The organism is Stenotrophomonas sp. JAI102, assembly GCF_013409105.1.
Taxonomy (GTDB): Bacteria; Pseudomonadota; Gammaproteobacteria; order Xanthomonadales; family Xanthomonadaceae; genus Stenotrophomonas; species Stenotrophomonas maltophilia_AA.
The window spans coordinates 1,587,845-1,612,395 of record NZ_JACCCI010000001.1; the positions used below are offsets into that span (position 1 = coordinate 1,587,845).

General features: G+C 67.7%; 22 protein-coding genes. 13 read left to right on the forward strand and 9 right to left on the reverse strand.

The window, feature by feature from the left end:
- Positions 1-15: 15 nt before the first annotated feature.
- The gene (locus HDC96_RS07425) at positions 16-1,398 is read right to left on the reverse strand and encodes a cation:proton antiporter (protein WP_179459362.1); all 1,383 of its coding nucleotides are present in this window, start codon (positions 1,396-1,398) and stop codon (positions 16-18) included.
- Positions 1,399-1,486: 88 nt separating this feature from the next.
- Positions 1,487-3,178, reverse strand: a complete 1,692-nt coding sequence (gene asnB, locus HDC96_RS07430; protein WP_179459363.1) for an asparagine synthase B — start codon at positions 3,176-3,178, stop codon at positions 1,487-1,489.
- Positions 3,179-3,546: 368 nt separating this feature from the next.
- Between asnB and HDC96_RS07435 the strand changes: the two genes are divergently transcribed.
- Positions 3,547-4,425, forward strand: a complete 879-nt coding sequence (locus tag HDC96_RS07435) for a tetratricopeptide repeat protein (protein WP_179459364.1) — start codon at positions 3,547-3,549, stop codon at positions 4,423-4,425.
- A 188-nt stretch (positions 4,426-4,613) separates the two neighbouring features.
- On the forward strand, positions 4,614-5,297 hold the full coding sequence (locus HDC96_RS07440) for a pentapeptide repeat-containing protein (protein WP_179459365.1): 684 nt from the start codon (positions 4,614-4,616) through the stop codon (positions 5,295-5,297).
- A gap of 109 nt (positions 5,298-5,406) precedes the next feature.
- Here HDC96_RS07440 and dapE read toward each other — a convergent pair whose 3' ends face one another.
- Genes dapE through map form a run of 6 tightly spaced genes read right to left on the reverse strand, consistent with a single transcriptional unit; the run spans position 5,407 to position 12,300 of the window.
- Positions 5,407-6,534 (reverse strand): succinyl-diaminopimelate desuccinylase, encoded by a 1,128-nt coding sequence (gene dapE / locus HDC96_RS07445; RefSeq protein WP_179459366.1) that lies wholly within the window; start codon positions 6,532-6,534, stop codon positions 5,407-5,409.
- Positions 6,531-6,893, reverse strand: coding sequence for an arsenate reductase (locus tag HDC96_RS07450; RefSeq protein ID WP_179459367.1), 363 nt, complete (start codon positions 6,891-6,893; stop codon positions 6,531-6,533). Before HDC96_RS07450 ends, dapE begins: the two co-directional genes overlap by 4 nt.
- Before the next feature lie 43 nt (positions 6,894-6,936).
- Positions 6,937-7,809 (reverse strand): hypothetical protein, encoded by an 873-nt coding sequence (locus HDC96_RS07455; protein WP_179459646.1) that lies wholly within the window; start codon positions 7,807-7,809, stop codon positions 6,937-6,939.
- Positions 7,806-8,885, reverse strand: a complete 1,080-nt coding sequence (gene dapD, locus HDC96_RS07460) for a 2,3,4,5-tetrahydropyridine-2,6-dicarboxylate N-succinyltransferase (RefSeq protein WP_179459368.1) — start codon at positions 8,883-8,885, stop codon at positions 7,806-7,808. Before dapD ends, HDC96_RS07455 begins: the two co-directional genes overlap by 4 nt.
- Complete coding sequence (locus HDC96_RS07465) at positions 8,885-11,524, reverse strand: [protein-PII] uridylyltransferase (protein WP_179459369.1); 2,640 nt, start codon at positions 11,522-11,524, stop codon at positions 8,885-8,887. Before HDC96_RS07465 ends, dapD begins: the two co-directional genes overlap by 1 nt.
- Before the next feature lie 2 nt (positions 11,525-11,526).
- Positions 11,527-12,300 carry a type I methionyl aminopeptidase gene (gene map, locus HDC96_RS07470; protein WP_218842032.1) on the reverse strand — a complete coding sequence of 258 codons (774 nt, stop codon included), beginning with the start codon at positions 12,298-12,300 and terminating at the stop codon, positions 11,527-11,529.
- 356 nt (positions 12,301-12,656) lie between these two features.
- On the opposite strand from map, the gene HDC96_RS07475 reads away from it, so the two are divergent.
- The 8 genes from HDC96_RS07475 (at position 12,657) to tsf (ending at position 20,471) form a co-directional block, all read left to right on the forward strand.
- Positions 12,657-13,181: a spore coat U domain-containing protein gene (locus HDC96_RS07475; RefSeq protein ID WP_179459371.1), complete on the forward strand. Its 525-nt coding sequence runs from the start codon at positions 12,657-12,659 to the stop codon at positions 13,179-13,181.
- Between the two features lie 8 nt (positions 13,182-13,189).
- The gene (locus tag HDC96_RS07480; RefSeq protein ID WP_179459372.1) at positions 13,190-13,936 is read left to right on the forward strand and encodes a molecular chaperone; all 747 of its coding nucleotides are present in this window, start codon (positions 13,190-13,192) and stop codon (positions 13,934-13,936) included.
- 7 nt (positions 13,937-13,943) lie between these two features.
- A complete protein-coding gene (locus tag HDC96_RS07485) occupies positions 13,944-16,298 on the forward strand; it encodes a fimbria/pilus outer membrane usher protein (RefSeq protein ID WP_179459373.1) in 2,355 nt (784 codons plus the stop codon).
- Positions 16,295-17,344 carry a spore coat U domain-containing protein gene (locus tag HDC96_RS07490; protein ID WP_179459374.1) on the forward strand — a complete coding sequence of 350 codons (1,050 nt, stop codon included), beginning with the start codon at positions 16,295-16,297 and terminating at the stop codon, positions 17,342-17,344. Before HDC96_RS07485 ends, HDC96_RS07490 begins: the two co-directional genes overlap by 4 nt.
- A 68-nt stretch (positions 17,345-17,412) precedes the next feature.
- Positions 17,413-17,688, forward strand: coding sequence for a hypothetical protein (locus HDC96_RS07495; protein WP_179459375.1), 276 nt, complete (start codon positions 17,413-17,415; stop codon positions 17,686-17,688).
- Positions 17,688-18,398 (forward strand): fimbria/pilus periplasmic chaperone, encoded by a 711-nt coding sequence (locus HDC96_RS07500; RefSeq protein WP_179459376.1) that lies wholly within the window; start codon positions 17,688-17,690, stop codon positions 18,396-18,398. Before HDC96_RS07495 ends, HDC96_RS07500 begins: the two co-directional genes overlap by 1 nt.
- 213 nt (positions 18,399-18,611) lie before the next feature.
- Positions 18,612-19,466, forward strand: a complete 855-nt coding sequence (gene rpsB, locus HDC96_RS07505; RefSeq protein ID WP_179459377.1) for a 30S ribosomal protein S2 — start codon at positions 18,612-18,614, stop codon at positions 19,464-19,466.
- 126 nt (positions 19,467-19,592) lie between these two features.
- Positions 19,593-20,471, forward strand: a complete 879-nt coding sequence (tsf, locus tag HDC96_RS07510) for a translation elongation factor Ts (RefSeq protein ID WP_179459378.1) — start codon at positions 19,593-19,595, stop codon at positions 20,469-20,471.
- Positions 20,472-20,566: 95 nt separating this feature from the next.
- On the opposite strand, the gene HDC96_RS07515 is transcribed toward tsf, so the two are convergent.
- Positions 20,567-21,262: an AIM24 family protein gene (locus tag HDC96_RS07515; RefSeq protein WP_179459379.1), complete on the reverse strand. Its 696-nt coding sequence runs from the start codon at positions 21,260-21,262 to the stop codon at positions 20,567-20,569.
- 234 nt (positions 21,263-21,496) lie between these two features.
- Between HDC96_RS07515 and HDC96_RS07520 the strand changes: the two genes are divergently transcribed.
- The 3 genes from HDC96_RS07520 to frr all read left to right on the forward strand — a co-directional run bounded on the left by HDC96_RS07520 (position 21,497) and on the right by frr (position 24,515).
- Entirely contained in the window at positions 21,497-22,996 is a 1,500-nt protein-coding gene (locus tag HDC96_RS07520) for a GGDEF domain-containing protein (protein ID WP_179459380.1), read from the forward strand.
- Positions 22,997-23,129: 133 nt separating this feature from the next.
- Positions 23,130-23,858: a UMP kinase gene (gene pyrH, locus HDC96_RS07525; protein ID WP_019184398.1), complete on the forward strand. Its 729-nt coding sequence runs from the start codon at positions 23,130-23,132 to the stop codon at positions 23,856-23,858.
- A gap of 99 nt (positions 23,859-23,957) precedes the next feature.
- Positions 23,958-24,515: a ribosome recycling factor gene (gene frr, locus HDC96_RS07530; protein WP_123728764.1), complete on the forward strand. Its 558-nt coding sequence runs from the start codon at positions 23,958-23,960 to the stop codon at positions 24,513-24,515.
- Positions 24,516-24,551: the final 36 nt, after the last annotated feature.

Below are 24,551 nucleotides of genomic sequence, written 5' to 3' on the forward strand. Positions count from 1 at the left end.
CACGGGGTCAACGCCCTACTTCCGCTTCCACCGCTCCATCGCATTCAGCAACGGTCCGGTCATGGCCGTGGTCACCAGCGCCATGATCACCAGCACGGCAAACAGCCGGTCCCCCAGGAAGCCCAGCTCGTAGCCCAGGTTGAGCACGATCAGCTCCATCAGGCCGCGGGTGTTCATCAGGGCACCCAGCTTCCACGCGTCATGCTTGCCCATCCCGGCACTGCGCGCAGCGCTCCAGGTGCCGATCAGTTTCCCGAGGGTCGCCACGACGATCACGATCAGGCACAGCACCAGGTCGCTGGCCTGTAGTGCATCGGCGCGCATGCGCAGGCCGGTCATGGCGAAGAACAAGGGCAGCAGCAGGGTGACCGCGAACGGCTCGACGCGCTCGGCCACGGTATGCCGCAGGGTGGCGTTGCCGGAGACCGCCACGCCGGCCGCGAACGCGCCGAACAGCGCGTGGATGCCCAGCATCTCGGTAACCAGGGCGCAGCCCAGCGCCATCAACAGCATGATCAGCAGCCAGCGTCCTTCCTGGCCCGGTGCGATCACCAGGCGCGAGAACCACGGGCGCACCACCCCCAGCATCAGCCCGACGAAAGCGACCACGCAGACCAGGTTGATCGTCGCGGGCACCCAGCCCTGCGATTGCGCAGCCGCCACGATCAGCGCCAGCAGGCACCATGCGGTGGCATCACCGAGCGCGGCGCAGGCGATGGCGGTCTGGCCCAGCGGCGTGCCGGCCATGCCACGGTCGGCCAGGATGCGCAGCAGCACCGGGAAGGCAGTGATGCTCAATGAGATACCGACGAACAACGCAAAGCCGGTAAAGCCCACGCCTGGCGGTGCGTGCGCGCCGTACAGCCAGATCGCCAGCAGCACGCCCAGCACGAACGGCACTGCGATGCCGGCATGGCTGACCACGAACGCGAAACGACGCCGCCCCCGCAGCCCGCCCAGATCCAGCTCCGCACCGGCCACCAGCAGGAACATCAGCACGCCGAGCTGGCTGAGCAGGCCGAGCGAACCGAGGGAGGCCGGCGGGAACAGCATGCCGTGCACCTGCGGCAACAGGGCGCCCAACACCAGCGGCCCCATCATCAGGCCCGCCGCCATCTCACCGATCACACCCGGCTGGCCCAGGCGACGGAACACCCAGCCCGCGCCCTTGGCGACCATCAGCAACACCAGCAACTGCAGCAGGAACAGACCGAGCGGCGCATGCAGATGCGCGGCCCAGTCGGCGCCCAGCGAGGACTCGGCACGGGTCACCTGTGCGGTCACGGCCGGGCCGGCAAACCGTGCCAGGCCCAGGCCGATCAACAGCGGCAGTGCCACCCAGCCCAGGTAGCGCCATGCCAGCCCGCTGCGGCGCATGCCGGTGGTCTCAGAGTCCATGACCGATCCCCATCGATTGAAGGGGCGATTCTACGGGCTGCACGCGCTGCCACACCACCGCGGACGACGCGGCGGTGTGGCCCATCGGTCAGGCCAGTGCCTGCTCGTGCACGCCGGCGATGGCGCGCCCGGACGGATCGGCCATCGCGGCAAAACTGGCATCCCATGCGATGGCGGCCGGCGAGGAGCATGCGATGGACTTGCCACCCGGTACGGTTTCCGCCGCGGCCTGGCTCGGGAAGTACTGCTCGAACACGTGGCGGTAGAAGTAGGCTTCCTTGGTCTGCGGCGGGTTGTGTACGAAGCGCTTGTCCGCCGCCGCCATCACGCGGTCGCTGACCTGGGCGTCGGCATGTGCCTTGAGCCCGTCGATCCAGCCGTAGCCGACGCCATCACTGAACTGTTCCTTCTGGCGCCACAGGATCGAATCCGGCAGGTAGCCTTCGAAGGCCTCGCGCAGCACCGCCTTCTCGATCCGGCGTGCACCGGCGGGGCCCTGCCCGACCATCTTGTGCCTGGCATCGATGCGCATGGCGACGTCGAGGAACTCGCGGTCCAGGAACGGCACGCGCGGCTCCACGCCCCAGGCCATCATCGACTTGTTGGCGCGCAGGCAATCGTAGTTGTTGAGCGCGTCCAGCTTGCGCACCAGTTCCTCATGGAACTCCCGTGCGTTCGGGGCCTTGTGGAAGTACAGATAGCCACCGAAGATCTCGTCGCTGCCCTCACCGGACAGCACCATCTTCACGCCCATCGCCTTGATCCGGCGCGCCAGCAGGAACATCGGCGTAGACGCGCGGATGGTGGTGACGTCGTAGGTCTCCACGTGGCGGATCACTTCCGGCAGCGCATCCAGGCCTTCCTCGAAGGTGTACTCGAAACCGTGGTGCACGGTGCCCAGTGCTTCGGCGGCGATGGCGGCGGCGGCCAGATCGGGCGAGCCCTTCAGGCCGATCGCGAAGGAGTGCAGGCGCGGCCACCAGGCTTCACTCTGATCGCCATCTTCGACACGGTGGCGGGCATAACGCGCGGCAACGGCCGCGACCAGCGACGAATCCAGGCCGCCGGAGAGCAGCACGCCGTAGGGCACGTCGGTCATCAACTGGCGGTGCACCGCGCGCTCGAACGCCTCGCGCAGCTCGACGCGGTCGGCCTCGACGCCTTCCACCGCGTCGTAATCGCGCCAGGGGCGTTCGTAATAGCGGGTCAATGTATCGGTGGCACTGTCGTACCAATGGCCCGGCGGGAACTGCGCGGCGTCGGCGCAGATGTCCACCAGCGACTTCAGTTCGGAGGCCACCACCAGGCGGCCGTCCTTGTCGTGGCCCCAGTACAGCGGCACGACGCCGATCGGATCACGCGCGATCAGCACGCGCTGCTGGGCGCGGTCCCACAGCGCGAAGGCGAAGATGCCGTTGAGACGGTTCAGGAAGGACGCCGGGCTGTCCTCGCGGTACAGGGCGTTGATCACCTCGCAGTCCGAGCCGGTCTGGAAAGCGTACGGCTGGGCCAGTTCGGCCTTCAGTTCGGCGTGGTTGTAGATCTCGCCGTTGACCGCCAGCGCCAGGCCGCCGTCCTCGGACAGCAGCGGCTGCGAGCCACCGGCCGGATCGACGATGGCCAGCCGCTCGTGGACCAGGATGGCGCCGTCATCGACATACACCCCGCTCCAGTCCGGGCCACGATGGCGCTGGCGCTGCGAGAGGTCCAGCGCATGGCGGCGCAGTGCGGGGAGGTCGTCGCCGGCCTGGAGGCCGAAAATACCGAAGATCGAACACATGGGAACAGCTCCTGATAATGGGGGAATACACGTGTTGCAGGCATTCGACCGGCCACCCGGGCCCGGAAGGGGTAAACCCGGGCCACAAAAAAACCCGCATCGGTCGATGCGGGTTTTCTGGGGTCCGGGCGTGTTGCTTGTACTAGCCCTGGTCGCAGTCCCGCATCGGCCGCGCACGATTATTCGCGCGCAGATTGGTGCGGTTGGTATTGTTGACAGCGGTGGCCGGGAACGAGGACATGGATCGACCGTAACCGGGTTTCGACGGCGGTGCAACTGTTGCGATGGCAACCAAACCGACCGCCGCGGACAACCCAGAACTCCGGGGCCGGGCGATAATCACCGCCCTTACGCATCACCTGGCTGGCATGACCCCTCGCATCGGACGCATCGCTTCACGCCTGGGCGGCATCGCCCTCACCTTCGCCCTGGTCGCCTGCAGCAGCGCCCCGTCACGGACGCCCGCAAGCATCGTGCAGTCGGTCGAGGCCAAGGCCGCCGACGGCAGCTTCGACAGTGCGTGGGACGCGGCGAAGACCTACGAAACCTTCAACGATCCGCGCGCGGTGACGTGGTATGAGCGTGCCGCCGCCGTCACCCCGTGGAGCTTCCACAACCCCCAGGCCGAAGAGGCGCTGGGCCGGATCTGGACCCACGGTGAGCTGCTGCACGGCACCGGCCCGAACATCGTCCAGGGCACGGCGCTGCGTGCCTCGCCGCGGAAGGCCGAGCGCTGGTACCGCACCGCGGCCGAGCACGGCAACCCGATGGCGATGCTGATGCTGGCCAAGTTCCATCGCGAACGCGGTGACGCAGCGAGCGCCCTGCGCTGGGACCTGCGCGCGACCATCTACTTCCACATGCAGTCCGAATCCTCGCGGCTGCCGCAGGCGATCGCGCCACAGCCGGATGGCACCCTGCATCCGCTGGTCGTCGACATCCAGCGGCGTGCGCAGCGTGGCGATGCCGACGCCCAGGTGGATCTCGGCGCGATGTACGAACTCGGCATGGGCCTGCCGCGCGATGGCATCGAGGCACTGCGCTGGTACCGGCGTTCGGCCGACCAGGGCAATGTGTATGGCCAGTACTTCAGCGGCCTGCTGTTGGGGCGTGGTCGCGCGGGCGTGACCAAGGATCTCGACGCCGCCGCCGGATGGTTTGCGAAGGCGTATGCGCAGAAGTTCTATCTGGCCGGGGAAACCTATTGGCGCAAGACCATCGAGCCGCCGTTCTGGACGTTCGGGTAGGGCCGGTCGCGGGCCGGCTTTCGTTCGGGTAGTGCCGGCCGCTGGCCGGCTCGCGTGATTGCGTGGTGACATGGGGAGCCGGCCAGCGGCCTGCACTACCGCGACGTAGGTCTACGACGTGGCTTGTACACACTCCAGAGGGACGTTCAAGTCTGCCGCTCGCTTGCTGCATCACCCAGAATGGCGGCATGAATACTGTCACCTTCCGCGATGAGACGCTCACCCGCGAGCGCATGCAGGCCATCATCGCCGCGCATCCGCGGGCAGCCATATTCGAGAGCTGCAGCTTCGATCACGGCGACTTCTCGCGGCTGGACATGGATGGCTTCCAGTTCCACCAGTGCTCGGTCACCAGCGCGTCCTGGCTGGCGGCCTCACTGGAAGAAAGCCAGTGGACGAAGTGCCGTGGCAGCCAATGCGATTTCAGCTCGGCGCTGCTCAGCGACGCGCGCTTCTCGCACTGCGACCTCAACAACAGTCACTGGCGCCGCGCGACGTTGTCCTCGGTGCAGTTCCAGGACTGCAAGCTGACCGGCGCGCACCTGCAGGAAGTCACCGGCTGGGCGCTGGAGTTCCGCGATTGCCTGCTGGTGAGCGCGGACCTGCGCGGAATGTCGTTCCGCAAGGCGCAGCTGGAGGGCATGGATTTCTCGGAGGCGGAGCTGTCCGGCTGCGACTTCCGCGATGCGGTGTTCAACGGCGGCAGCCTGCGCAACGCACAGACGCGGCTGACCCGGTTTGAAGGTGCGGACCTGCGCAGCACCGACATCAGCGGGCTCAACGTGATGGATGCCAAGCTGTTCAAGAAGGCGGTGATCTCGCAGCGCCAGGCGGCGGCCGCGTTGGCGTCGTTCGGGTTGATCGTGGCGTAGGGGCGAACCGACCAACGGTCGGTTCCTACCTGAGGCGGCTATTCCACCTGACGCGGTCGTTCCTCCGTGACGCGGTAGGCGCCGACCGTTGGTCGGCGCAGCGCGCGCATCAGGCCAACAAACGCTCGATCAAGCGGCGGTACAGCGCCGGCAGCGCTTCCAGATCCGCCACCCGGACGTTCTCGTCCACCTGGTGGATGCTCGCATTGACCGGCCCCACTTCGATGCACTGCGCGCCCAGCGGCGCGATGAAGCGCGCATCGGAGGTGCCACCGCCGGTGCTCTCCTCCGGCGGCGCACCGGCGAACTCACCCAGCACGTCGCGGGCGACCCTGCGCAGCGTGCCTTCCGGGGTGTAGAACGGCTCGCCACTGCGGTGCCACGTGAGCGTGTACTCGAGCGCATGCCGCTCCAGCAGCGTGGCGATCTCCTGCTCCAGCGCCGGCGCAGTCCAGTGCGGGTTGTAGCGCAGGTTGAACAGCACCTGCAGCTCGCCGGGGATCACGTTGTTCGCACCGGTGCCGGCATGGATGTTGGAGACCTGCAGGCTGGTCGGCGGGAAGCTCTCGAAGCCATCGTCCCAGTGCCGTGCGGTCAGTTCCGCCAGTGCCGGGGCAGCAAGATGGATCGGATTTCGCGCCTTGTCCGGATACGCGACATGGCCCTGCACGCCTTTCACCGTTAGCGTTCCCGACAGGCTGCCGCGGCGGCCGACGCGCAGCAGATCGCCGAGCACGGCGGTGGAGGACGGTTCGCCGGTGATGCACCAGTCGATGGCCTGGCCGCGCTCGCGGAAGATGTCCGCCACGCGACGCACACCGTCGATGGCGTCGCCCTCCTCGTCGCTGGTCAGCAGCACGGCCAGCGTGCCGGGATGGTCCGGATGGGCGGCCACGAACTGCTCGGCAGCCACCACGAAGGCGGCCACGCTGCCTTTCATGTCGGCCGCGCCGCGCCCATACAGCACGCCCTCGCGGATCTGCGGATCGAACGGATCACTGGTCCAGGCCGAGACCGGGCCGGTCGGCACCACATCGGTATGCCCGAGCAGCACCAGCACCGGTGCGCCCTGCCCGTGTGTGGCCCACAGGTTGTCGACCTCGCCGAGGCGCAGGTGTTCGCAGTGGAAGCCGGCGCGTTCAAGACGGCCGGCCAGCAGCGCCTGGCAACCGGCGTCCGCGGGCGTGACCGAGGCGCGCGCAATCAGGTCGCGGGTCAAGGCAACGACGTCGTTCACGCGCCCACTCCGAACCGCTGCTTGAAGCCGTTGTCCGAGAAGCCCTGGGTCATCACGCCATCAGCGCTCACCACCACCGGGCGCTTGATCAGCTGCGGGTACTCGCGCAGCAGCAGCTTCCATTCGGCCTCCGAATCGGCTGCGTTGCGGTTCTCCGGAAGCTGCCGCCACGTGGTGGAGGATCTGTTGATCAACGCGGGGAAGCCACCGGCCTGGGCCGCCCAGTCGATCAGGGTCTCCGGCGTCGGCGTGTGGTCGCGATAGTCGACGAAGGTGTACGGCACCTGGAAACGGTCCAGCCACTTGGTGGCTTTCTTGCAGGTGTCGCAGTTCTTCAATCCGTACAGAGTGGTGGTCATGGCGCGGCGTGCAGCATCGATCAGGAAGGACGCCGTGAGGATGTCACAACAGGCGTTCGGACACGACCCGGAACGGCACCTGCGGCACCCGGAAACAGAACGCATCGGCCAGATCGACGCCCATCGCGGCCAGATGTGGGCAGGACACCGGCCCCTGCAGTCGCAGCGGCTGCACGTCTGCCAGGGCAATCGGCAGGTCGATATGGGTCAGGGCGAGCCGACCATCCGGGGCGACCGCGAACGCGGCCTCCTGACAGGCCAGAAAAGTCATGGCCTGCGCTGCATCGGTGAAGGCACCGGCTGCCCATGCAGCCGCCAAGCCCTCTGTCGGACGCACCTGCGCCTGCAGTGCGGGGGCACTGCCCTGCCCCGGCTCGATCACGGTGTGCCCGCCATCGGCATCGACGGCATGCTCGAAACGGGCGGCCAGATGCGGTTGCATGGCGTCGCTCCACAACCGTGCACCGACCGCGTGCACCACGCTGTCGATCACATTGCGGTCGAACAGCACCCGCGGCGTGGAGGGCCCGGCCGCCGCATCGTCCGGCACCACATACCAGCGCCAGTTACTCTGCAGCGGAGAGGGAAAGAGGCCACGCAACGGCCCCGCCAGCGCCGGCCCGAAATGGCCGTGGCGGTACGTCAGGATCGTGTAGGGCGTACACCCGTCATGCACGAACAGGCGATGGCCCGGTGGCGGCGGCGGTGCATGACGCACGTCCACCCACCAGCTCAGGTACACCACCTCACGCACATCACTGATCAACGCCGGTACCGGCAGCACGCGGGTCAGCGCGCGCCGGGCGGCGGTCAGATGCGCGCAGCCCAGCAGACGCTGCAGCGCGCGTCCCGGCCACCCCGCGAACGGGTGCCGGTAGCGCGCTGCCTGCGCCAGCGCGGGCTGCGGCGTACTCAGTCGGCCAGGCCGCGCAGCAGGTCGTTGACGCTGGTCTTGCTGCGGGTCTTGGCATCGACCTGCTTGACGATCACGGCGCAGTACAGCGAATGCGAGCCGTCCTTGGACGGCAGCTGGCCGGAGACCACCACGCTGTAGGGCGGCACCGAGCCGTAGCTGATCTCGCCGGTGGCACGGTTGTACACGCGGGTGCTCTGGCCGAGGAACACGCCCATGCCGATCACGCTGTGGTGGCCTACCACGAAGCCTTCCACCACTTCCGAACGCGCACCGATGAAGCAATGGTCTTCGATGATGGTCGGGCTGGCCTGCAACGGCTCGAGCACGCCACCGATGCCGGCGCCGCCAGAGAGGTGGCAGTGCTTGCCGATCTGCGCGCACGAACCGACCGTGGCCCAGGTGTCGACCATGGTGCCCTCGCCCACGTAGGCGCCGATGTTGGTGAAGCTCGGCATCAGCACCACGTCCTTGCCGAAGTAGCTGCCACGACGCGCGATCGCACCCGGCACCACGCGCACGCCGGCGCGACGGAACTTGGCTTCATCGAAGCCGGCGAAACGCGACTCGACCTTGTCCCAGAACGGCGCCGGGCGCGCATCGACCACCGCCATGTCATTGACGCGGAAGTACAGCAGGACCGCCTTCTTCAGCCACTCGTTGACCTTCCAGCCACCGTGGCCATCCGGCTCGGCAACGCGGAACTCGCCGGTTTCCAGGCCATCGATGACGCGGCCGACCAGCGGCTTGGTGGAACCTTCGATCTCATGCAGGGTCAGCGTGGCGCGGCGCTCGAACGCGCTCTCGATGCCGAACTTGAGCTCTTCCACGCCCGGCGTGGCCGGCTTGCGCAGCGACTTGCGCGCGATGGTGGCGTCACGGCTGGCACTGCGCTTGGCGGCGCTCTCGGCCGGGGTAGCGGCAGCCTTGCGGGCCGGTGCCTTTTTCACGGCCGCCTTCTTCACTGCGGGTGCCGCCTTTTTCGCGGCGGCAGCGGTCTTCTTCACCGCAGGCGCGGCAGCAGGGGTCTTGGCCGCTGCGGTCTTCGCGGCGGTCTTCTTGGCAGGCTTGGTGGCCATCAGTGGGGGTCTCCGGCGTTTCGATCAGGGTCCAGGCAGGCGAGCATCGTGTCTTGCAGCTGCTGCCTGGCGGATTCGGTCAGGGCGTGATCATGCTCATCGCTGATCACGAACATGTCTTCGGCGCGCTCGCCGAAGGTGGCAATGCGCGCATCATGCACGCGCAGCCGCTGGTTGCGCAGCACGAACGCCACGTCGGCCAGCAGGCCGGGGCGGTCGGGTGCGACCAGGCTGAAACGGGTGCTGGTAGTGTCGCCATCGGTGATGTCGCGGAACTCGATGCGCGGCGCGAAGCGGAAGTGGCGCAGCTGGCGCGGGATGACCCGGCGCGACGGGCGCAGGCGGGTCAGGTCGCCGGCCAGCGCTTCACGCAGGCCGGCTTCCAGGCGCAGCGCATCGCCGTCGGCGAAGCTGTCGGCCGGGGTCACTTCGAACGTATCGAAGATGGTGTCGACCGGGCCGTCCAGCACGCGGGCGCGATGGATGCCGTAGCCCTTGCGGTCCAGCGTCATCACGATCGCGGCGAACAGTCCATCGCGATCGGGCGAGTGCACGAACACTTCCAGCGCATGGTCATCCGGGGTGATCCGTCGCACCTTGACCAGGGTCTGGCCCTGCTTGATCGGCACCAGCGCGGCCGCCTGCCAGGCGAGCTGCTCGGGTCGCAGCCGGATGAAACTCTCATCGGGCATCACCGTGAACTGGCGCTCGATGGTCGCGTCGTCATAGCCGCGCTCGCGCACCAGCTGGCGCACGGATTCGCGCGCTTCGGCGACGCGCTCGGCGGCCGGCATCTGGTTTTCCAGGCCATCGCGCAGCGCGCGTCGCGCGGCGAAATACAGGTCGGCCAGCAGACGATCCTTCCACGCATTCCACAGCTTGGGGCTGGTTCCGGCGATGTCGGCGCAGGTCAGCAGATAGAGGTAGTCGAGCCGGTCACGGCTGGCCACCAGGGTGGCGAAGCGATGGATCACGTCCGGATCGGAGATGTCCTGCTTCTGCGCGGTGATCGACATGCGCAGGTGCTGCTCGACCAGCCAGGCCACCAGCTCGGTATCGGAACTGCTCAGCCCCAGCGCCTGGCAGAACTCACGCGCATCCACCGCACCGAGTTCGGAGTGATCGCCGCCGCGGCCCTTGGCGATGTCATGGAACAGGCCGGCCAGCAGCAGCAGCTCCGGCTTGCGCAGGCGCGGCCACACTTCATGTGCGATCGAGAAGCGCTCGTCGGCACGGCTGCTGGCGAACAGGCCGATGTTCCGCAACACCATCAGCGTGTGCTGGTCGACGGTGTAGACATGGAACAGATCGAACTGCATGCGCCCGGAGACCTGCGCGAACGCAGGGATCCATTGGCCCAGCACGCCCAGGCGCGCCATCCGCGCGAGGGTGTCCACCGCGCGCGGGCTGCGCAGCAGCGCAAGGAACTGTTCGCGGGCGGCGGGGCTGGCGTCGGTATACGCGGCCAGCTCGGGCAGTGCTTCGGCCAGCGCGCGGGCGGTCAGCGAATGCAGGCCGCGCACGTCCGGGTTGTAGGCCCAGCTGGAGAACAGCGCGAACACCTGTTCGATGTCGCCCTGCGGCCACGCGGCGTCATTGGCGGCCAGGTAGCCGCGACGCAGCGAGAACCCGACGCTGACCGGCTCGGGCACCGCTTCGCCATCGAACTGTTCTTCAAAGCGCTGCAGCAGGCGATCGCTGATCCGCCGCACCACGGTGGCGCTGCGGTAGAAGCCCTGCATCATTTTTTCCACGGCCAGGCTTTCGATGTCGTCTTCGAAACCCAGGCGGGCGGCAAGTGTCTTCTGGTAATCGAAGCGCAGGCGCTCTTCCGGTCGGTTGGCGACCAGGTGCAGGCCGAAGCGCAGCCGAGCCAGCGCGCAGCGTTCGCGCTTGAGCGCAGCCGCCTCATCCGGGCCGAGATGGCCCAGGCCGACCAGGGCTTCCAGGTCGCGCACGCCGAACGCGCGCAACGCCATCCAGCCCAGCGTATTGAGATCGCGCAGCCCGCCGGGGCCATCCTTGATATCCGGCTCGAGGTTGTCGGCGGTGTCGCCGAAGCGCTGGTGGCGGGCCAGCAGTTCCTCGCGCTTGGCGAGGAAGAATTCGCGTGGCGGCCACAGGCCCTCCACGTTGACCGCCGCCTTCAAGGCCTGGCGGGCCGCCTCATCGGCGACCACCGGGCGCGACTCGATCAAGGCGGTCAGCACGGTCTGGTCGGCGCTGGCCTGGGTGCACTCGGCCGGCGAGCGCACCGCGTGGCTGACCGGCAGGCCGCAATCCCACAGCAGCGCGAAGAAGCGCGCCAGACCGGATTCGTGGCGTCGCTGCTGCTCGGGCGTGCCCAGCACCAGCACGTCGATATCCGAGCGCGGGAACAATTCGCCGCGCCCGTAGCCGCCGACGGCGAACAGCGCCAGACCCGACCCCGCCGGCAGGCAGCGATGCCAGGCCAGCCGGATCAGGTGATCGGCCGCGCGGGCGCGCAGCGCGAGCAGGCGCTCGATGTTGTCGCCCTGGTCGAAGCGGCGATACAGCCGCGCGTCGGTCTGTTGCAGCGACTGGCGCGCCAGTGCCGCCCAGTCCGGGTCGGCGACGGATTCGGCCGGCGCGTCCAGCATCGGGCTCGCCGGCAGCATGCTCAGACCTGCGATTCGCCGGGCGAGAGGGTCAACACGTCGACGCCGGTCTCGGTGACCGCGACCATGTGCTCCCACTGCGCCGACAGCTTGCGGTCCTTGGTGACCACGGTCCAGCCGTCCGGGAGCACCTTGTTGTAGCGGGTGCCCTCGTTGATCATCGGCTCGATGGTGAAGGTCATGCCGGGCTGCAGCACCAGGCCCTGGCCCGGACGGCCGTAATGCACCACCTGCGGCTCGTCGTGGTAGACCTTGCCGATGCCGTGGCCGCAGTACTCGCGCACCACGCTGAAACGCTCGGCTTCGGCATAGCTCTGGATCGCATGGCCGATGTCGCCCAGCGTCGCGCCCGGCCGGACCGCGCGGATGCCGCGCCACATGGCTTCGTAGGTCGCATCGACCAGGCGCTTGGCCATGACCGACGGGGTGCCGACGCAGTACATGCGGCTGGTATCGCCGTGCCAGCCATCCTTGATCACGGTCACATCGATGTTGACGATGTCGCCGTCCTTGAGGACCTTGGCTTCGCTGGGGATGCCGTGGCAGATCACATTGTTGACCGACGTGCAGACCGTCTTGGGGAAGCCGCGGTAACCGACATTGGCCGGCGTCGCCTTCTGCACATGGATGATGTGGTCGTGGCAGATGCGGTCCAGCTCTTCGGTCGTCACGCCCGGCTTGACGTGGGGGGTGACGATGTCGAGCACCTCGCTGGCCAGACGGCCGGCGATACGCATCAGTTCGATTTCCTCGGGGGTTTTCAGATTCACGCTCATGGCGCCCATTATCGCCGATCCGGGGCCAATCTGAACGGGATCGGGTGGTTCGATTTCCTCGGGGGTTTTCAGATTCACGCTCATGGCGCCCATTATCGCCGATCCGGGGCCAATCTGAACGGGATCGGGTGGAACGCTGACAGCCGCGGTTTGGGCACAGGGCCAGTCAGGTCGATGAATGAATGCGATGGGCGTCGCAGAAATCGGTTTTGTGCCGAAAACGGCCATCGAATCGCCCAAATCTCACGGGGTCCCTACGCCGGCAAACCTATAACCAGATCAACACCGTTCCACCGCCCCACCGTTCGGCAGCATCGTGTTGTTCAGCAAAGGACCCGCGTCCAAGGAGCATGCCCATGCGATTCCTCCGTCCCGCCCTGCTGAGCCTGGCCTTCGCCAGCCTCGCTTCGCCCGCCCTGGCGGCCGATACCACGACCTTCAACGTCAAGATCATCATCACCAAGGCCTGCACGATCACCGCAGCCGCCGCCACGGACGTGGATTTCGGCACCGCACTGTCCACGGCCACCACCCCTTCCAATGCCCAGGGCACGATCACGGCACAGTGCTCGGCACTGACCCCGTACACCGTCGCGCTCAATGCCGGCTCCAATGCAGGCACCGCCAACGATGTGACCACGCGGCGCATGAAGAACACCGACGCCGGCGTCACCGCCAACAATTTCGTCGGCTACCAGCTCTATCGCGACGCCGCGCACACCGATGTGTGGGGCGCCACGGCGGGCACAAACACCGCCGCCGGCATCGGCACCGGCCTTGCGCAGACGCTCAATGTCTACGGCCAGATCGCCAACCCCAGCGTCAACAACGCCGCTGCGGGTAACTATCAGGACACGATCACCGCCACGATCACCTACTGAGGTCCGCCATGCCGATTTCCGCAGGGCGTCGCCCTGGGCGGTTCGGGTGCGCGGCCCTGGGCTGGCTGTGGCTGCTGATGGGGAGCGCCACCGCCGCAAGCCTGCAGGTCGCCCCGACATCACTGCAGCTCACGCCGCGACAGAACGCCGATGCACTCTGGCTGACCAACAGCGGCACCTCGCCCGTACAGGTGCAGGTGCGGGTGTTCGAGTGGCGCCAGGACGCCGGCCAGGATCACCTTGTGCCCACCACGGACCTCCAGGTGAGTCCGCCGATGCAGTCGCTGGCCGCCGGCCAGCAGCAGCTGATCCGGGTCGTGCGCAGCGTGCCCACCCCGCCCGCATCGCAACGCGCTTACCGGGTGGTGGTCGATGAACTGCCCACGGTGGATCCGCGCCGCACCGGGATGCAGTTCGTCCTGCGCTATTCGATGCCGGTATTCGTCCAACCCGACGCGGATGCCCCGCTGCGACACGCCCTGCAGGCGCGCCTGACCCGGCTGGATGACGGGCGACCGGCCCTGGAGGTGCACAACAGCGGCAACAGCTACGCGCAGCTGGCCGATCTCGGCCTGGGCCCGGCCAACCGCCCCCAGATCATCCATCCCGGCCTGCTCGGCTATGTCCTTGGCGGACAGACCATGCGCTGGCCACTCGAAGTTCCGGCGGCCCGCCTGGCGGGCGCCACGTTCTCGGCAAAGATCAATGGCGAGTCGACCCAGACGCCACTGCCCGCCGCGCCGCCGGCTCGCTGAGGCCTGCATGCGGATGCTGCTCACCGCGACGCTGACCCCGTGCGCCGCAATGGCAGCCGACGCAGACATCGGCGCTTCGGCCGATGCGATGCTGCCCCCGCCCACGCCGCTGACTGCCGGGCAGACGCTGTACCTGGACGTGACGCTCAACCAGACCCCGCGCGGGCTGCTGCCGTTCACTGAACTGCAGGGCCGGCTGATGGCCTCGGGCGCCACGCTGCGCCAACTCGGCTTTCCGGCACGCGGCGAGGGCCCGGTCGCGCTCGATCAGCTCGGCGGCGTGGTCGTGCGCTACGACGCGGCACTGCAGACGCTGGCCATGGACGTTCCCCTGGAACAGTTGTCGCTGTCCACCACGCGGCTGGAACGCCCGACCGAGACCGCACCGGCAGCGGCCGCCTCGCCCGGCGTGGTGCTCAACTACGACGTCTACGGGAGCCACAACGAGGGCGGTGGCAACCTCGCCCTGACCACCGCGCTGCGCCTGTTCGGGCTGGGCCAGGGGGTACTGGAGACCAGTGCGCTGCTGCGCACGTACCAGGGCCCCGCCGATCATCAATGGCAGGGCGAAAGCGTGCGCCTGGACACCGCGTGGCGCCTGGATTTCCCGGATTCGGCGGTCTCCCTGACCGTGGGCGACTTCTACAGCGGCTTCGTGGACTGGAGCCGACCGGTGCGGATGGGCGGCGTCCAGGTGGGACGCAATTACGGGCTGCAGCCCTACCGCGTGCTGACCCCCACGCCCACCTTCCTCGGCGAGGCGGTCGTCCCCTCCAATGTGGAGCTGTATGTCGACGGCCTGCGCCAGTACAACGGCGAGGTGCCGATCGGCCCCTTCCAGCTGGCCGCGCAGCCCGGCATCAACGGCACCGGCAATGCACAGGTGGTAATCACCGACGCCTTCGGCCGCATGCAGACGCTGGATTTTTCCTTCTACGGTACCCAGCAGCTGCTGGCCAAGGGCCTGTCCGACTGGTCGGCCGGCGTGGGCAGGATGCGCCGGGACTACGGTATCCGCTCATTTGCCTACGAAACGCCGGTGATCGGCAGTGCCACCTGGCGCTACGGCGCCAGCGACCGGTTTACCGCCGAGTTGCATGCGGAGGGCGGTGGCGGCGTACTCAACGGCGGTGCCGGCGGCTGGTGGCTGCTGGGCGGCGCCGGGGTGGTCAACGCTGCTTACGCGCACAGCCGCCATGCGGGGCTGCAGGGCGGCCAATATTCCCTGGGGTACAGCTGGAACAACCGCCGATTCAACGTCAACGTGCTGACCCGGCGAACGCATGGCGCGTATCGCGACCTTGGCGCGCTGCAGGACACGCTGCCGCCGGACATCAGCGAGCAGGCCACGCTGGGCATCAACCTGCAGGGCGCCAGCTCGCTCAGCGCCAGCTACCTGCGGCTGCGCTATCCCGACGGCGACGACAACCGCTACGCCAGCCTGTTCTGGTCGCGCAGCTTCGGCGATCGCTGGTCCGCCTACCTCTCGTTCAATCAGAACCTGGCCGACAGTGATGACCGCAGCGCGTATCTGTCCGTCTCGGCCGCGCTCGGGCGCAACCGGCAGAGCAGCGTGTCCGCACAGCGCAACGGTGAGCGGCTGACCTATGTCGCCGATCTGTCCCAGCCCGTGCCGGGCGACGGCGGCCAGGGCGGTTATGGCTGGCGGGTGCAGGCGCGCGGGGGCGACGACGGTGCCGGCGGACTGGCCGAACTCGGCTGGCTCAACCGGGTCGGGCGCTATTCGATGGGCTATGCGCGCCAGGGCGATGTCGATTACGGCTACGCCAGTGCCAGCGGCAGCGTCGTCTGGATGGGCGGACACGTCTTTGCCGCCCGCGAGGTACCCGATGCCTTTGCAGTGGTGTCCACCGGTGGTTTCGGCGGGATCCCGGTACGGCTGGAAAACCGGCTGATCGGCAGCACCGACAGGAACGGCCTGCTGCTGGTCACCCCATTGCTGTCCTGGCAACGCAACCGGCTGTCCATCGACACACTGGACCTGCCGGCGGACATGCGCGCGGATCGCGTGGATACCTGGGTCACGCCGCGGCAGAGCGCAGGACTGGGCGTCGACTTCGGCCTGCGCCGCACCCAGGCGATGCATGTGGTCCTGCACGATCCCTCCGGCGCCCCCCTGCCCGTCGGCAGCCAGGTGCGCCTGCCCGACGGCGGTTCCGCCACGGTGGGCTACGACGGCGAAACCTACCTGGAGGACGTGGCCACGCCGGTCCAGCTCGAGGTCGAGCTGCCCGACGGGCACTGCCGCGTGCACCTGGCGCCGCCCGTCGCCGCGACCTCGACCGGCGCGCCCCGGATCGGACCGCTGCGCTGTCTGCCGCTGCCGGCGCCGCTGCCATGACGGCCGTGCGGCTGCTCGCGATCGTGCTGGCAGTGATGGCGTCGTGCTGGGCAGCGCCGGCACGCGGGGCTACGACATGTACGGCCACGGCACCGACGGCACTGGCGTTCGGCACGATCACCAATGGTGCGGCGACCCCGACCAACGCCATGACCAGCTTCACCATTACCTGCAACACGGCCGCGTTGAGCCTTCTGGGCAGCGCCAGCGTGCGTGCCTGCCTCAAGATCGGCACCGGCAGCACCGGCAGCACGCTGCTGCCGACCCGCAGCATGACCAATGCCACCGCCGATCCGATGGCCTTCCAGCTCTACACCAATGCTGGCCGCACCACGGTATGGGGCGCGGTGCCGGGCGCTTCACCGCCGGCGGCGGTAGTGACCCTCAGCTACGGCGTGCCCTTGATCACCGGCGGCAGCGGTGCCCAGTCCGTCACTGTGTATGGCCAGATTCCCGCCGCCCAGGTGCTGTCGGCCGGCGCTTTTTCCAGCAGCTTCACCGCCGCCAACGTCAGTCTGGAATACGCCTACAACGAAAGCATCATCGGCACGGCCCAGCCGCCGGCGCTGTGCACCAGCACCAGCGGGGTCAGCGGACACAAGACCGCCAACGGTGCGTTCCCGTTCACCGTCGGCGCCAACGTCCTGCCCCAGTGCAGCACCTATGTCACCACCGACATGGACTTCGGCAGCAACGCCGGCGCGATCAGCGCCAACCTCGATCGCAGCTCGACGATCGGGCTGACCTGCATCAATCGCACCGCCTACAGCATCGGCCTGAACAACGGACAGAACGCATCGGGCAACGTGCGCCGCATGCGCTTCACCGCACCGGACGGCAGCGTCTATTACATCCCCTACGAGCTCTACCGCGATGCGGCGCGCTCACAGCGCTGGGGCAACACGATCAACACCGATACCCAGGCCGGCACCGGCACCGGCGCCGCGCAGAGCCTCACCGTCTACGGGCGGGCGCCACCCACCATCGGAGCGATTCCCGCCCAGGGCAGCTACAACGACGTGATCACGGTGACCATCACCTACTGAGGGGGAGAACGCTCAAGGCGCGCTGATCGCAGCCGTTAACGGTCGCATCCCCTGCCGTGCGATGTTCGATGTCCCCGCGACCACCCTCCCTCGTCCTGGCCTGCCTGCTGGCTGCCTGCGCCACCGCGCCCGCTGGCGCACGTCCGGGCGTCGGCACGGCCACCCCACTGCGGATCGGGGTGCGGATCATCGCCGACTGCCACGCGGCCGGGGCGCGCGACACTGCCTGCCGGCCGGCCCTGCAGCGCAGCGATGACCTGCACCCGGTGCCTGCCCAGGTGGCGGCATTGAGCCCCGCCGTCGACGCCACCGACCGCCCCGCCCCGGTCACCGTGACCTACTGATGCGCTGGCTGCTGGCTCCCCTGCTGGCGGTGGTGGGCGTCCTGCCGGTGCGGGCCCTGGAGATCCGCCCGGTCAGCGTCTCGGTCCCGGCGGGCACCGCGCATGCCGAGGTGTGGCTGGAAAACACCGGAAACACGCCCTGGGATGGCCAGGCCCGCCTGTACCGGTGGGAGCAGGCCGGCGACCAGGAGCGCCTGCTGCCCGCCGGCGGGGTCGCGGTCAGCCCCGCCCATCTCACCCTCGCCCCAGGCCAGGGCCAGCGGGTCCGCGTGGTCCGGCTTGGCGGCGCCCCCGACCTCGTCCAGCAGGCCTATCGGCTGGTGCTCAGCCCCGGGCCGGATGCGGCGGCCGGAACCGCGCGCTATTCCCTGCCGGTGTTCCTCGAGCCGCAGGCCGTGGCGCCCCGCTCGCGGCTGCGGGTGGCGATCGCCGGCAGCACCGGCGCCCCGCTGCTGCGGCTGTACAATGACGGCGCGGCACACGCCCACCTTGCCGATCTGGCGTTCGTGGATGCCCAAGGCCGGCGACACGGCCTGATCGACGGGCTGGCGGGATATGTCCTGCCGCACAGCGCCCGCAGCTGGACCCTGCCGCCGCGCCCGGACGGCTACGCCGGTAGCCGCTTCCAGGCCCGCCTCGACCACGCCGCAGAGGCCGCCCTGCCCTCCGCGGCGCCCGAGATTGCGGCGCCAGCACAAGCCGGGCTATAATCGACCGGATCTCCTGCCTCATCGAAGCAGGAAACACGTCAACACCGGACGTCACCGGTGAATCCACACCTGCCGCCCATATCCGTGCCGGGGTGCTCCGCAAGGAGTTCGGTCACGGAAGCGACAGGGAAGCCAAACCCCGGAACCCCCGCCTTGCGGCGGACCGCCCAACTATTACCCGTGGCGGCCGGTTCCCTATCAGGAGTTACTGCAATGCCCCAGGTCACCATGCGTCAGATGCTGGAAGCCGGCGTCCATTTCGGCCACCAGACCCGTTACTGGAACCCCAAGATGGGCCAGTACATCTTCGGCGCCCGCGGCAAGATCCACATCATCAACCTGGAAAAGACCGTTCCGCTCTTCAATGACGCGATGAACTTCATTTCCAGCGTTGCGCAGAAGCGCGGCACCATCCTGTTCCTGGGCACCAAGCGCAGCGCCCGCGAGTCGATCCGTGAAGAAGCCGAGCGTTGCGGCATGCCCTTCATGAACCAGCGTTGGCTGGGCGGCACCCTGACCAACTTCCGTACCGTGAAGCAGTCGGTTGCCCGCCTGAAGGAACTGGAAGCCGGTGAGACCGACGGCAGCTTCGACAAGCTGGTCAAGCACGAAGTGCTGGGCCTGCGTCGCGAGCGCGACAAGCTGGAAGCCTCGCTGGGCGGCATCAAGGACATGAACCGTCTGCCCGACGCGATCTTCGTCATCGATATCGGCCACGAAGACATCGCCATCAAGGAAGCCAAGAAGCTCGGCATCCCGGTGATCGCTGTCGTCGATACCAACTACAACCCGGAACTGGTCGATTACGCGATCCCGGGCAACGACGACGCCATCCGCGCTGTGCAGCTGTACGCCCGCGCCGCTGCCGACGCCGTGCTGGAAGGCAAGGCTGCTGCTCCGCACGCTGCCACCGTCCGCGAAGAAGAGTTCGCCGACGCTGCCGCCACCGAAGAAGCCAAGCCGGCCCGCCGCGCTCCGGCCAAGAAGGCTGCTGCCGCTGCTGCCGCTCCGGCCGCCGCTGAAGCCCCGGCTGCCGACGCTCCGGCCGCTGGCGAAGCCCAGGCCTGATCCAGGCCCACGGTGGGCGCAGCGCGCCCACCGTTCCTGTCCGCTGCCGATGGCGCGACGACAGGACACTGTCACACGGGCCGGCCACCATGCCGGCCCAACCCCTTTCTTTCGTGAGGAAATCCCGTGGAAATCACTGCTTCCCTGGTCAAGGAACTGCGCGAGCGCACTGGCGCCGGCATGATGGAGTGCAAGAAGGCACTCGTCGAAAACGGCGGCGACATCGACGCCTCGGCCGAATGGCTGCGCAAGTCCGGCCTGGCCAAGGCCGACAAGAAGGCTGACCGCGTGGCTGCCGAAGGCATCATCGTGGCGGCCCAAGACGGCGGCAAGGCCGTGCTGGTCGAAGTCAACTCCGAAACCGACTTCGTCGCCAAGGACAGCAACTTCCTGGACTTCACCAAGGCTGTCGCCGGCACCGCGCTGAGCTCGGGCGCTGCCGACATCGACGCCCTGAAGGCCGCCAAGCTGCCGTCCGGCGAGACGATCGAAGAAGCCCGCGCCGCCGTCATCGCCAAGGTCGGCGAGAAGGTCGACGTGCGTCGCATCGTGCGCCTGGAATCGACCAACAACGTCGCTGCCTACGTGCACGGCGGCCGCATCGGCGTGCTGGTTGAACTGGCCGGTGGCAGCGAAGAGCTGGCCCGTGGCCTGGCCATGCACGTGGCTGCCATGAACCCGCCGCACAACAAGGCGGCCGATGTGCCGGCCGAGTTCGTCGCCAAGGAAAAGGAAATCGAACTGGCCAAGATGTCCGACAAGGACAAGTCCAAGCCGGCCGATATCCTGGAAAAGATCATCAGCGGCAAGATCGCCAAGATCGTCAACGAAGTGACCCTGTACGGCCAGCCGTACGTGCTGGACACCAACCAGTCGGTCGAGCAGGTCCTGAAGGCCGCCGGTGCCGAAGTGATCGGCTTCCAGCGCCTGGCGGTCGGCGAAGGCATCGAGAAGGTGGTGGAAGACTACGCCGCCGAAGTGATGAAGCAGGCCGGCCTGGCCTGATCCATCGCAGGACTGCCGCAACGCAGTCCCTGTACGACGAAAAAGCCCGGCTTGCGCCGGGCTTTTTCATGCCCAAAGGGCTTGCAGGACTGGGCTCAACCCTTGGCCTGGAAGGTGACTTCCTCGTAGGGCTGCACCACCACCCAGCCTTCACCGGCGAACCGCATCTGCAGGCTCTCGCCCGAGCCGCGGCCGAGCAGCGTCCCCAGCGAAATGTCGGTGACCAGCTCCGGGGTCAGGGTGCCGGCCCAGGCCACGGTGGCATTCGGATCGGTGAAGATCGGCCCGGTCTGGGCATTGACCGGCAGGGTCAGCGGTTCGTAGTGCGAGGTGATCGCCACGATACCGTGGCCACTCAGACGGATGTTGAACAGCCCCCCGGAGAGCATGCCGGCGACTTTGCGCATCATCGTGATCTTCGACTGCACGCCGGACTCGAACGCCAGCACATCATTGCCATTGACGAAGATCGATTCGCCGCCCAGGCGCAGCAGGGTGATCTGCTTGCCGGCATCGGCCAGGTAGACGCGGCCCTGACCTTCAGCCTTCATCAGCTTCAGCCCTTCGCCACTGGCCATCTTCTTCAACAGCGTGCCCAACCCCTGTTCCAGGATGCCTTCGCGGGTGAACTTGACCGCGCCCTTGCGCGCGACCATGGCGCCGGACTTGGCCCAGACCATGCCGTCCAGACGGACTTCCAGCAGGTGCGGATTCTCCAGCTCGAAGGCGTCGGCACTGACATCCTTTTCCTGGGTGGTGGCGAGGAACTGGTCGAGGGTACGTACGGTCATTGCGCTGGTCTTCCATGTGGACGGGAGCGCGATGGTAGCCTCCCGGTGTTGCAAAGGGTGACGGAGCGAAGGTCCGCGCCTGCCGTACTGCACGCGAATCCACCCCTGGCTTTGCTTTGTGTGCCGGAACGGGGCAATACTCCCAAACTGATCTGCCGCGTCAACGCAAGAAATCAAGGACGAAACTGTGATGTACCTCAGGTATTCTTGCCCCAACATACTGAAAGCCCCGCCATGCCTCCCGAGCTGACAGCCGCCCTGGCGCTCTGCCGCAACCTGCCCTCCCCGCCCGGTATTGCCCTGCGCATCATCGAACTGGCGCAGGATCCGGAAGCGGACATCACCACCGCCGCGGACATCATCGCCATCGACATGGCGCTGAGCGCCCGCATGCTGCGCATCGCCAATTCGCCGCTGTATGCCAGCCGGCGCCGGATCGAAAACCTCGGCCAGGCGCTGACCATGCTCGGCCTCAACGCCACGGTCAGCCTCGCGCTGGGCTTCACCGTGACCCAGAACCTGACCGCGGTCGGCGACGGCCAGGACCTGCGTGAGCGCGCCTGGCGCCGCAGCATCCTCAGCGCACTGGCCGCCAGCCTGCTGGGCCAGGCCCGTGGCCTGCGCAAGGCCGAGGAACTGATGCTCGCCGGCCTGCTGCAGGACATCGGCGTGCTGGCGCTCGCCCAGGCGCAACCGGAGACCTACCTGCCGCTGCTGCGCCAGGCGGCCGACAACGACGCCCTGGTCGCGCTGGAGCGCGAGCACCTGCAGTGCACCCATGCCGATGTCGGCGCGTGGGTCGCCGAAGAGTGGGGCCTGCCGCGCTATCTGGTGGACAGCATCGCGCACAGCGAATCGCCCGCCACCAGCGACGACAATTTCCAGAACTGCGTGGCGCTGTCCGGCGCCGTGGCCGATATCTGGCTCGGCCCCGATGCCGATGCCGCGCGCGAACACGCCCTGCAGCAGATGCACGACACCCTCGGGCTGGACAGCGCCCAGTTCGACCAGGTGCTGGCCCGCATCGGCGAATCGCTGCCGGACATCAGCACGCTGTTCGAAACCCCGCTGTTCTCGCCCTCCCGCGTGCAGCAGCTGATCGACCACGCCCAAGAGCTGGCCACCCTGCGCAACCTGCGCGAGATGCAGGACGCCGCCCTGGCCCGCCAGCGTGCGGACGAATTCGAAGCCCGGGCCAACCGGCTGGCCGAACAGGCCCACCGCGATGCCCTGACCGGCGTGCTGAACCGCCGCCAGCTCGAGGCCGTGCTGGAACAGGAGTTCCTGCGCGCGACCCGGCATGGGTGGCCGCTGTCGGTCGCCTTCATCGACCTGGACGACTTCAAGAAGATCAACGACGCCCACGGCCACCTCATGGGCGACCAAGTGCTGCGCATGTTCGCCACGAAGCTGCAGGAGCAACTGCGCAACAGCGATACCGTGGCGCGCTTCGGCGGCGAGGAATTCATCGCGCTGCTGCCCAACACCACCGAGCCGGTCGCCCTTGAAGTGGTACGGCGGGTGCTGGCCACCATCGTCAACACGCCGATGGCCGAGGTCGCCAGCGGCCCGCTGTTCGTCACCTTCTCGGCCGGCGTCGCCACCCAAGGGGGGTATGAGCGTTTCGCCGATGTTCAGGACCTGCTGAAGGCCGCCGACGACGTGCTGTACCGCTCCAAGAACCTGGGCCGCAACCGGGTCATCGCCCGCTCGCCGAGCACCGCGCCGGCCTGAGCCGGCCCCGCACGCGGGGCCGTGTCCATGGCCGCCGCGGCGCCTCCATACGCCGCAGTGCAGCAAATTTATGCTGCCCGATGGCCCGGCTTCCAGTAGAATCCGGGCGTTTTCCACGCACCCAGAGATCGCCATGTCAAAGCTCGCCTATCGCCGCATCCTGTTGAAAGTTTCCGGGGAGGCGCTGATGGGAGACGAGGACTACGGCATCGACCCCAAGGTGATCCACCGCCTCGCCCGCGAAGTGATGGAAGCGCAGGCAGCCGGTGCCGAAGTGGCGCTGGTGATCGGCGGCGGCAACATTTTCCGCGGTGCCGGCCTGGCGGCCGGCGGCATGGACCGGGTCACCGGTGACCAGATGGGCATGCTCGCCACCGTGATCAACGCGCTGGCCATGCAGGACGCCCTGGAGAAGCTGGGCGCCAAGGCCCGCGTGATGAGCGCGATCAAGATCAACGACGTCTGCGAGGATTACATCCGTCGCCGCGCCATCCGCCACCTCGAAAAGGGCCGCCTGGTGATCTTCGCCGCCGGCGTCGGCAGCCCGTTCTTCACCACCGATTCCGGCGCTGCCCTGCGCGCGATCGAAATCGGCGCGGACCTGCTGCTGAAGGCCACCAAGGTCGACGGCGTGTACGACAAGGACCCGAACAAGTACAGCGATGCGGTCCGTTTCGACAGCCTGACCTACGACGAAGTGATCCGCCGCGGCCTGGAAGTGATGGATACGGCCGCCTTCGCGCTGGCCCGCGACAGCGATCTGCCGCTGCGCGTGTTCGACATGGGCCAGCCGGGCGAGTTGCTCAAGATCCTGCACGGCGACAACATCGGGACCCTGGTCCAGGGCCGCGACAACGCCTGAGCCTGAGCGGCGCCCCACGCCGGGCGCCCGGAACGGCCCGGAAAGGGTCGGTATTCGCCTATAATCGCCCGATTCCCAGTGACATCCAGGATTCGGGCGATGCTCAACGAAATCAAGCAGGACGCGCAGACGCGCATGGCAAAGAGCATCGATGCTCTGAAGCACACCCTCACCTCCATCCGCACCGGCCGTGCTTCCCCGGCCCTGCTGGATCGCATCACCGTCAAGGCCTACGGCACCGACACCCCCCTCAACCAGGTCGCTTCGATCAGCGTTTCCGAAGGCCACTCGCTGGTCATCACGCTGTTCGACAAGGGCATGATCAAGGACGTCGAGAAGGCGATCTACGCCTCCGACCTCGGCCTGACCCCGAACGTGGCCGGCACCGTCATCCGCCTGAACCTGCCGCCGCCGACCGAAGAGCGCCGCAAGGAGCTGGGCAAGCAGGTGCAGAAGGAAGGCGAAGGCGCCAAGATCGCCATCCGCAACATCCGCCAGGACGCCAACAAGGCGATCGCCAGCCTGATCAAGGACAAGGCGATCAGCGAAGACGACAAGAAGCGCGGCGAAGACGACATCCAGAAGCTGACCGACAAGTCCATCAAGGACGTCGACAGTGTTGTCGCCGAGAAAGAAAAGGAACTGATGGCGGTCTGAGCCCCATGTCCCAGGCCCCGACCAGCGGCTCTGCCG

Bases quoted from the DNA above. Each gene is read 5' to 3' on its own strand.
- HDC96_RS07425 (WP_179459362.1), bottom strand. From the start codon at position 1,398: ATGGACTCTGAGACCACCGGCATGCGCCGCAGCGGGCTGGCATGGCGC.
- asnB (WP_179459363.1), bottom strand. From the start codon at position 3,178: ATGTGTTCGATCTTCGGTATTTTCGGCCTCCAGGCCGGCGACGACCTC.
- HDC96_RS07435 (WP_179459364.1), top strand. From the start codon at position 3,547: ATGACCCCTCGCATCGGACGCATCGCTTCACGCCTGGGCGGCATCGCC.
- HDC96_RS07440 (WP_179459365.1), top strand. From the start codon at position 4,614: ATGAATACTGTCACCTTCCGCGATGAGACGCTCACCCGCGAGCGCATG.
- HDC96_RS07450 (WP_179459367.1), bottom strand. From the start codon at position 6,893: ATGACCACCACTCTGTACGGATTGAAGAACTGCGACACCTGCAAGAAA.
- dapD (WP_179459368.1), bottom strand. From the start codon at position 8,885: ATGGCCACCAAGCCTGCCAAGAAGACCGCCGCGAAGACCGCAGCGGCC.
- HDC96_RS07465 (WP_179459369.1), bottom strand. From the start codon at position 11,524: ATGCTGCCGGCGAGCCCGATGCTGGACGCGCCGGCCGAATCCGTCGCC.
- map (WP_218842032.1), bottom strand. From the start codon at position 12,300: ATGAGCGTGAATCTGAAAACCCCCGAGGAAATCGAACTGATGCGTATC.
- HDC96_RS07475 (WP_179459371.1), top strand. From the start codon at position 12,657: ATGCGATTCCTCCGTCCCGCCCTGCTGAGCCTGGCCTTCGCCAGCCTC.
- HDC96_RS07480 (WP_179459372.1), top strand. From the start codon at position 13,190: ATGCCGATTTCCGCAGGGCGTCGCCCTGGGCGGTTCGGGTGCGCGGCC.
- HDC96_RS07485 (WP_179459373.1), top strand. From the start codon at position 13,944: ATGCGGATGCTGCTCACCGCGACGCTGACCCCGTGCGCCGCAATGGCA.
- HDC96_RS07490 (WP_179459374.1), top strand. From the start codon at position 16,295: ATGACGGCCGTGCGGCTGCTCGCGATCGTGCTGGCAGTGATGGCGTCG.
- HDC96_RS07495 (WP_179459375.1), top strand. From the start codon at position 17,413: ATGTCCCCGCGACCACCCTCCCTCGTCCTGGCCTGCCTGCTGGCTGCC.
- HDC96_RS07500 (WP_179459376.1), top strand. From the start codon at position 17,688: ATGCGCTGGCTGCTGGCTCCCCTGCTGGCGGTGGTGGGCGTCCTGCCG.
- rpsB (WP_179459377.1), top strand. From the start codon at position 18,612: ATGCCCCAGGTCACCATGCGTCAGATGCTGGAAGCCGGCGTCCATTTC.
- HDC96_RS07515 (WP_179459379.1), bottom strand. From the start codon at position 21,262: ATGACCGTACGTACCCTCGACCAGTTCCTCGCCACCACCCAGGAAAAG.
- HDC96_RS07520 (WP_179459380.1), top strand. From the start codon at position 21,497: ATGCCTCCCGAGCTGACAGCCGCCCTGGCGCTCTGCCGCAACCTGCCC.
- pyrH (WP_019184398.1), top strand. From the start codon at position 23,130: ATGTCAAAGCTCGCCTATCGCCGCATCCTGTTGAAAGTTTCCGGGGAG.
- frr (WP_123728764.1), top strand. From the start codon at position 23,958: ATGCTCAACGAAATCAAGCAGGACGCGCAGACGCGCATGGCAAAGAGC.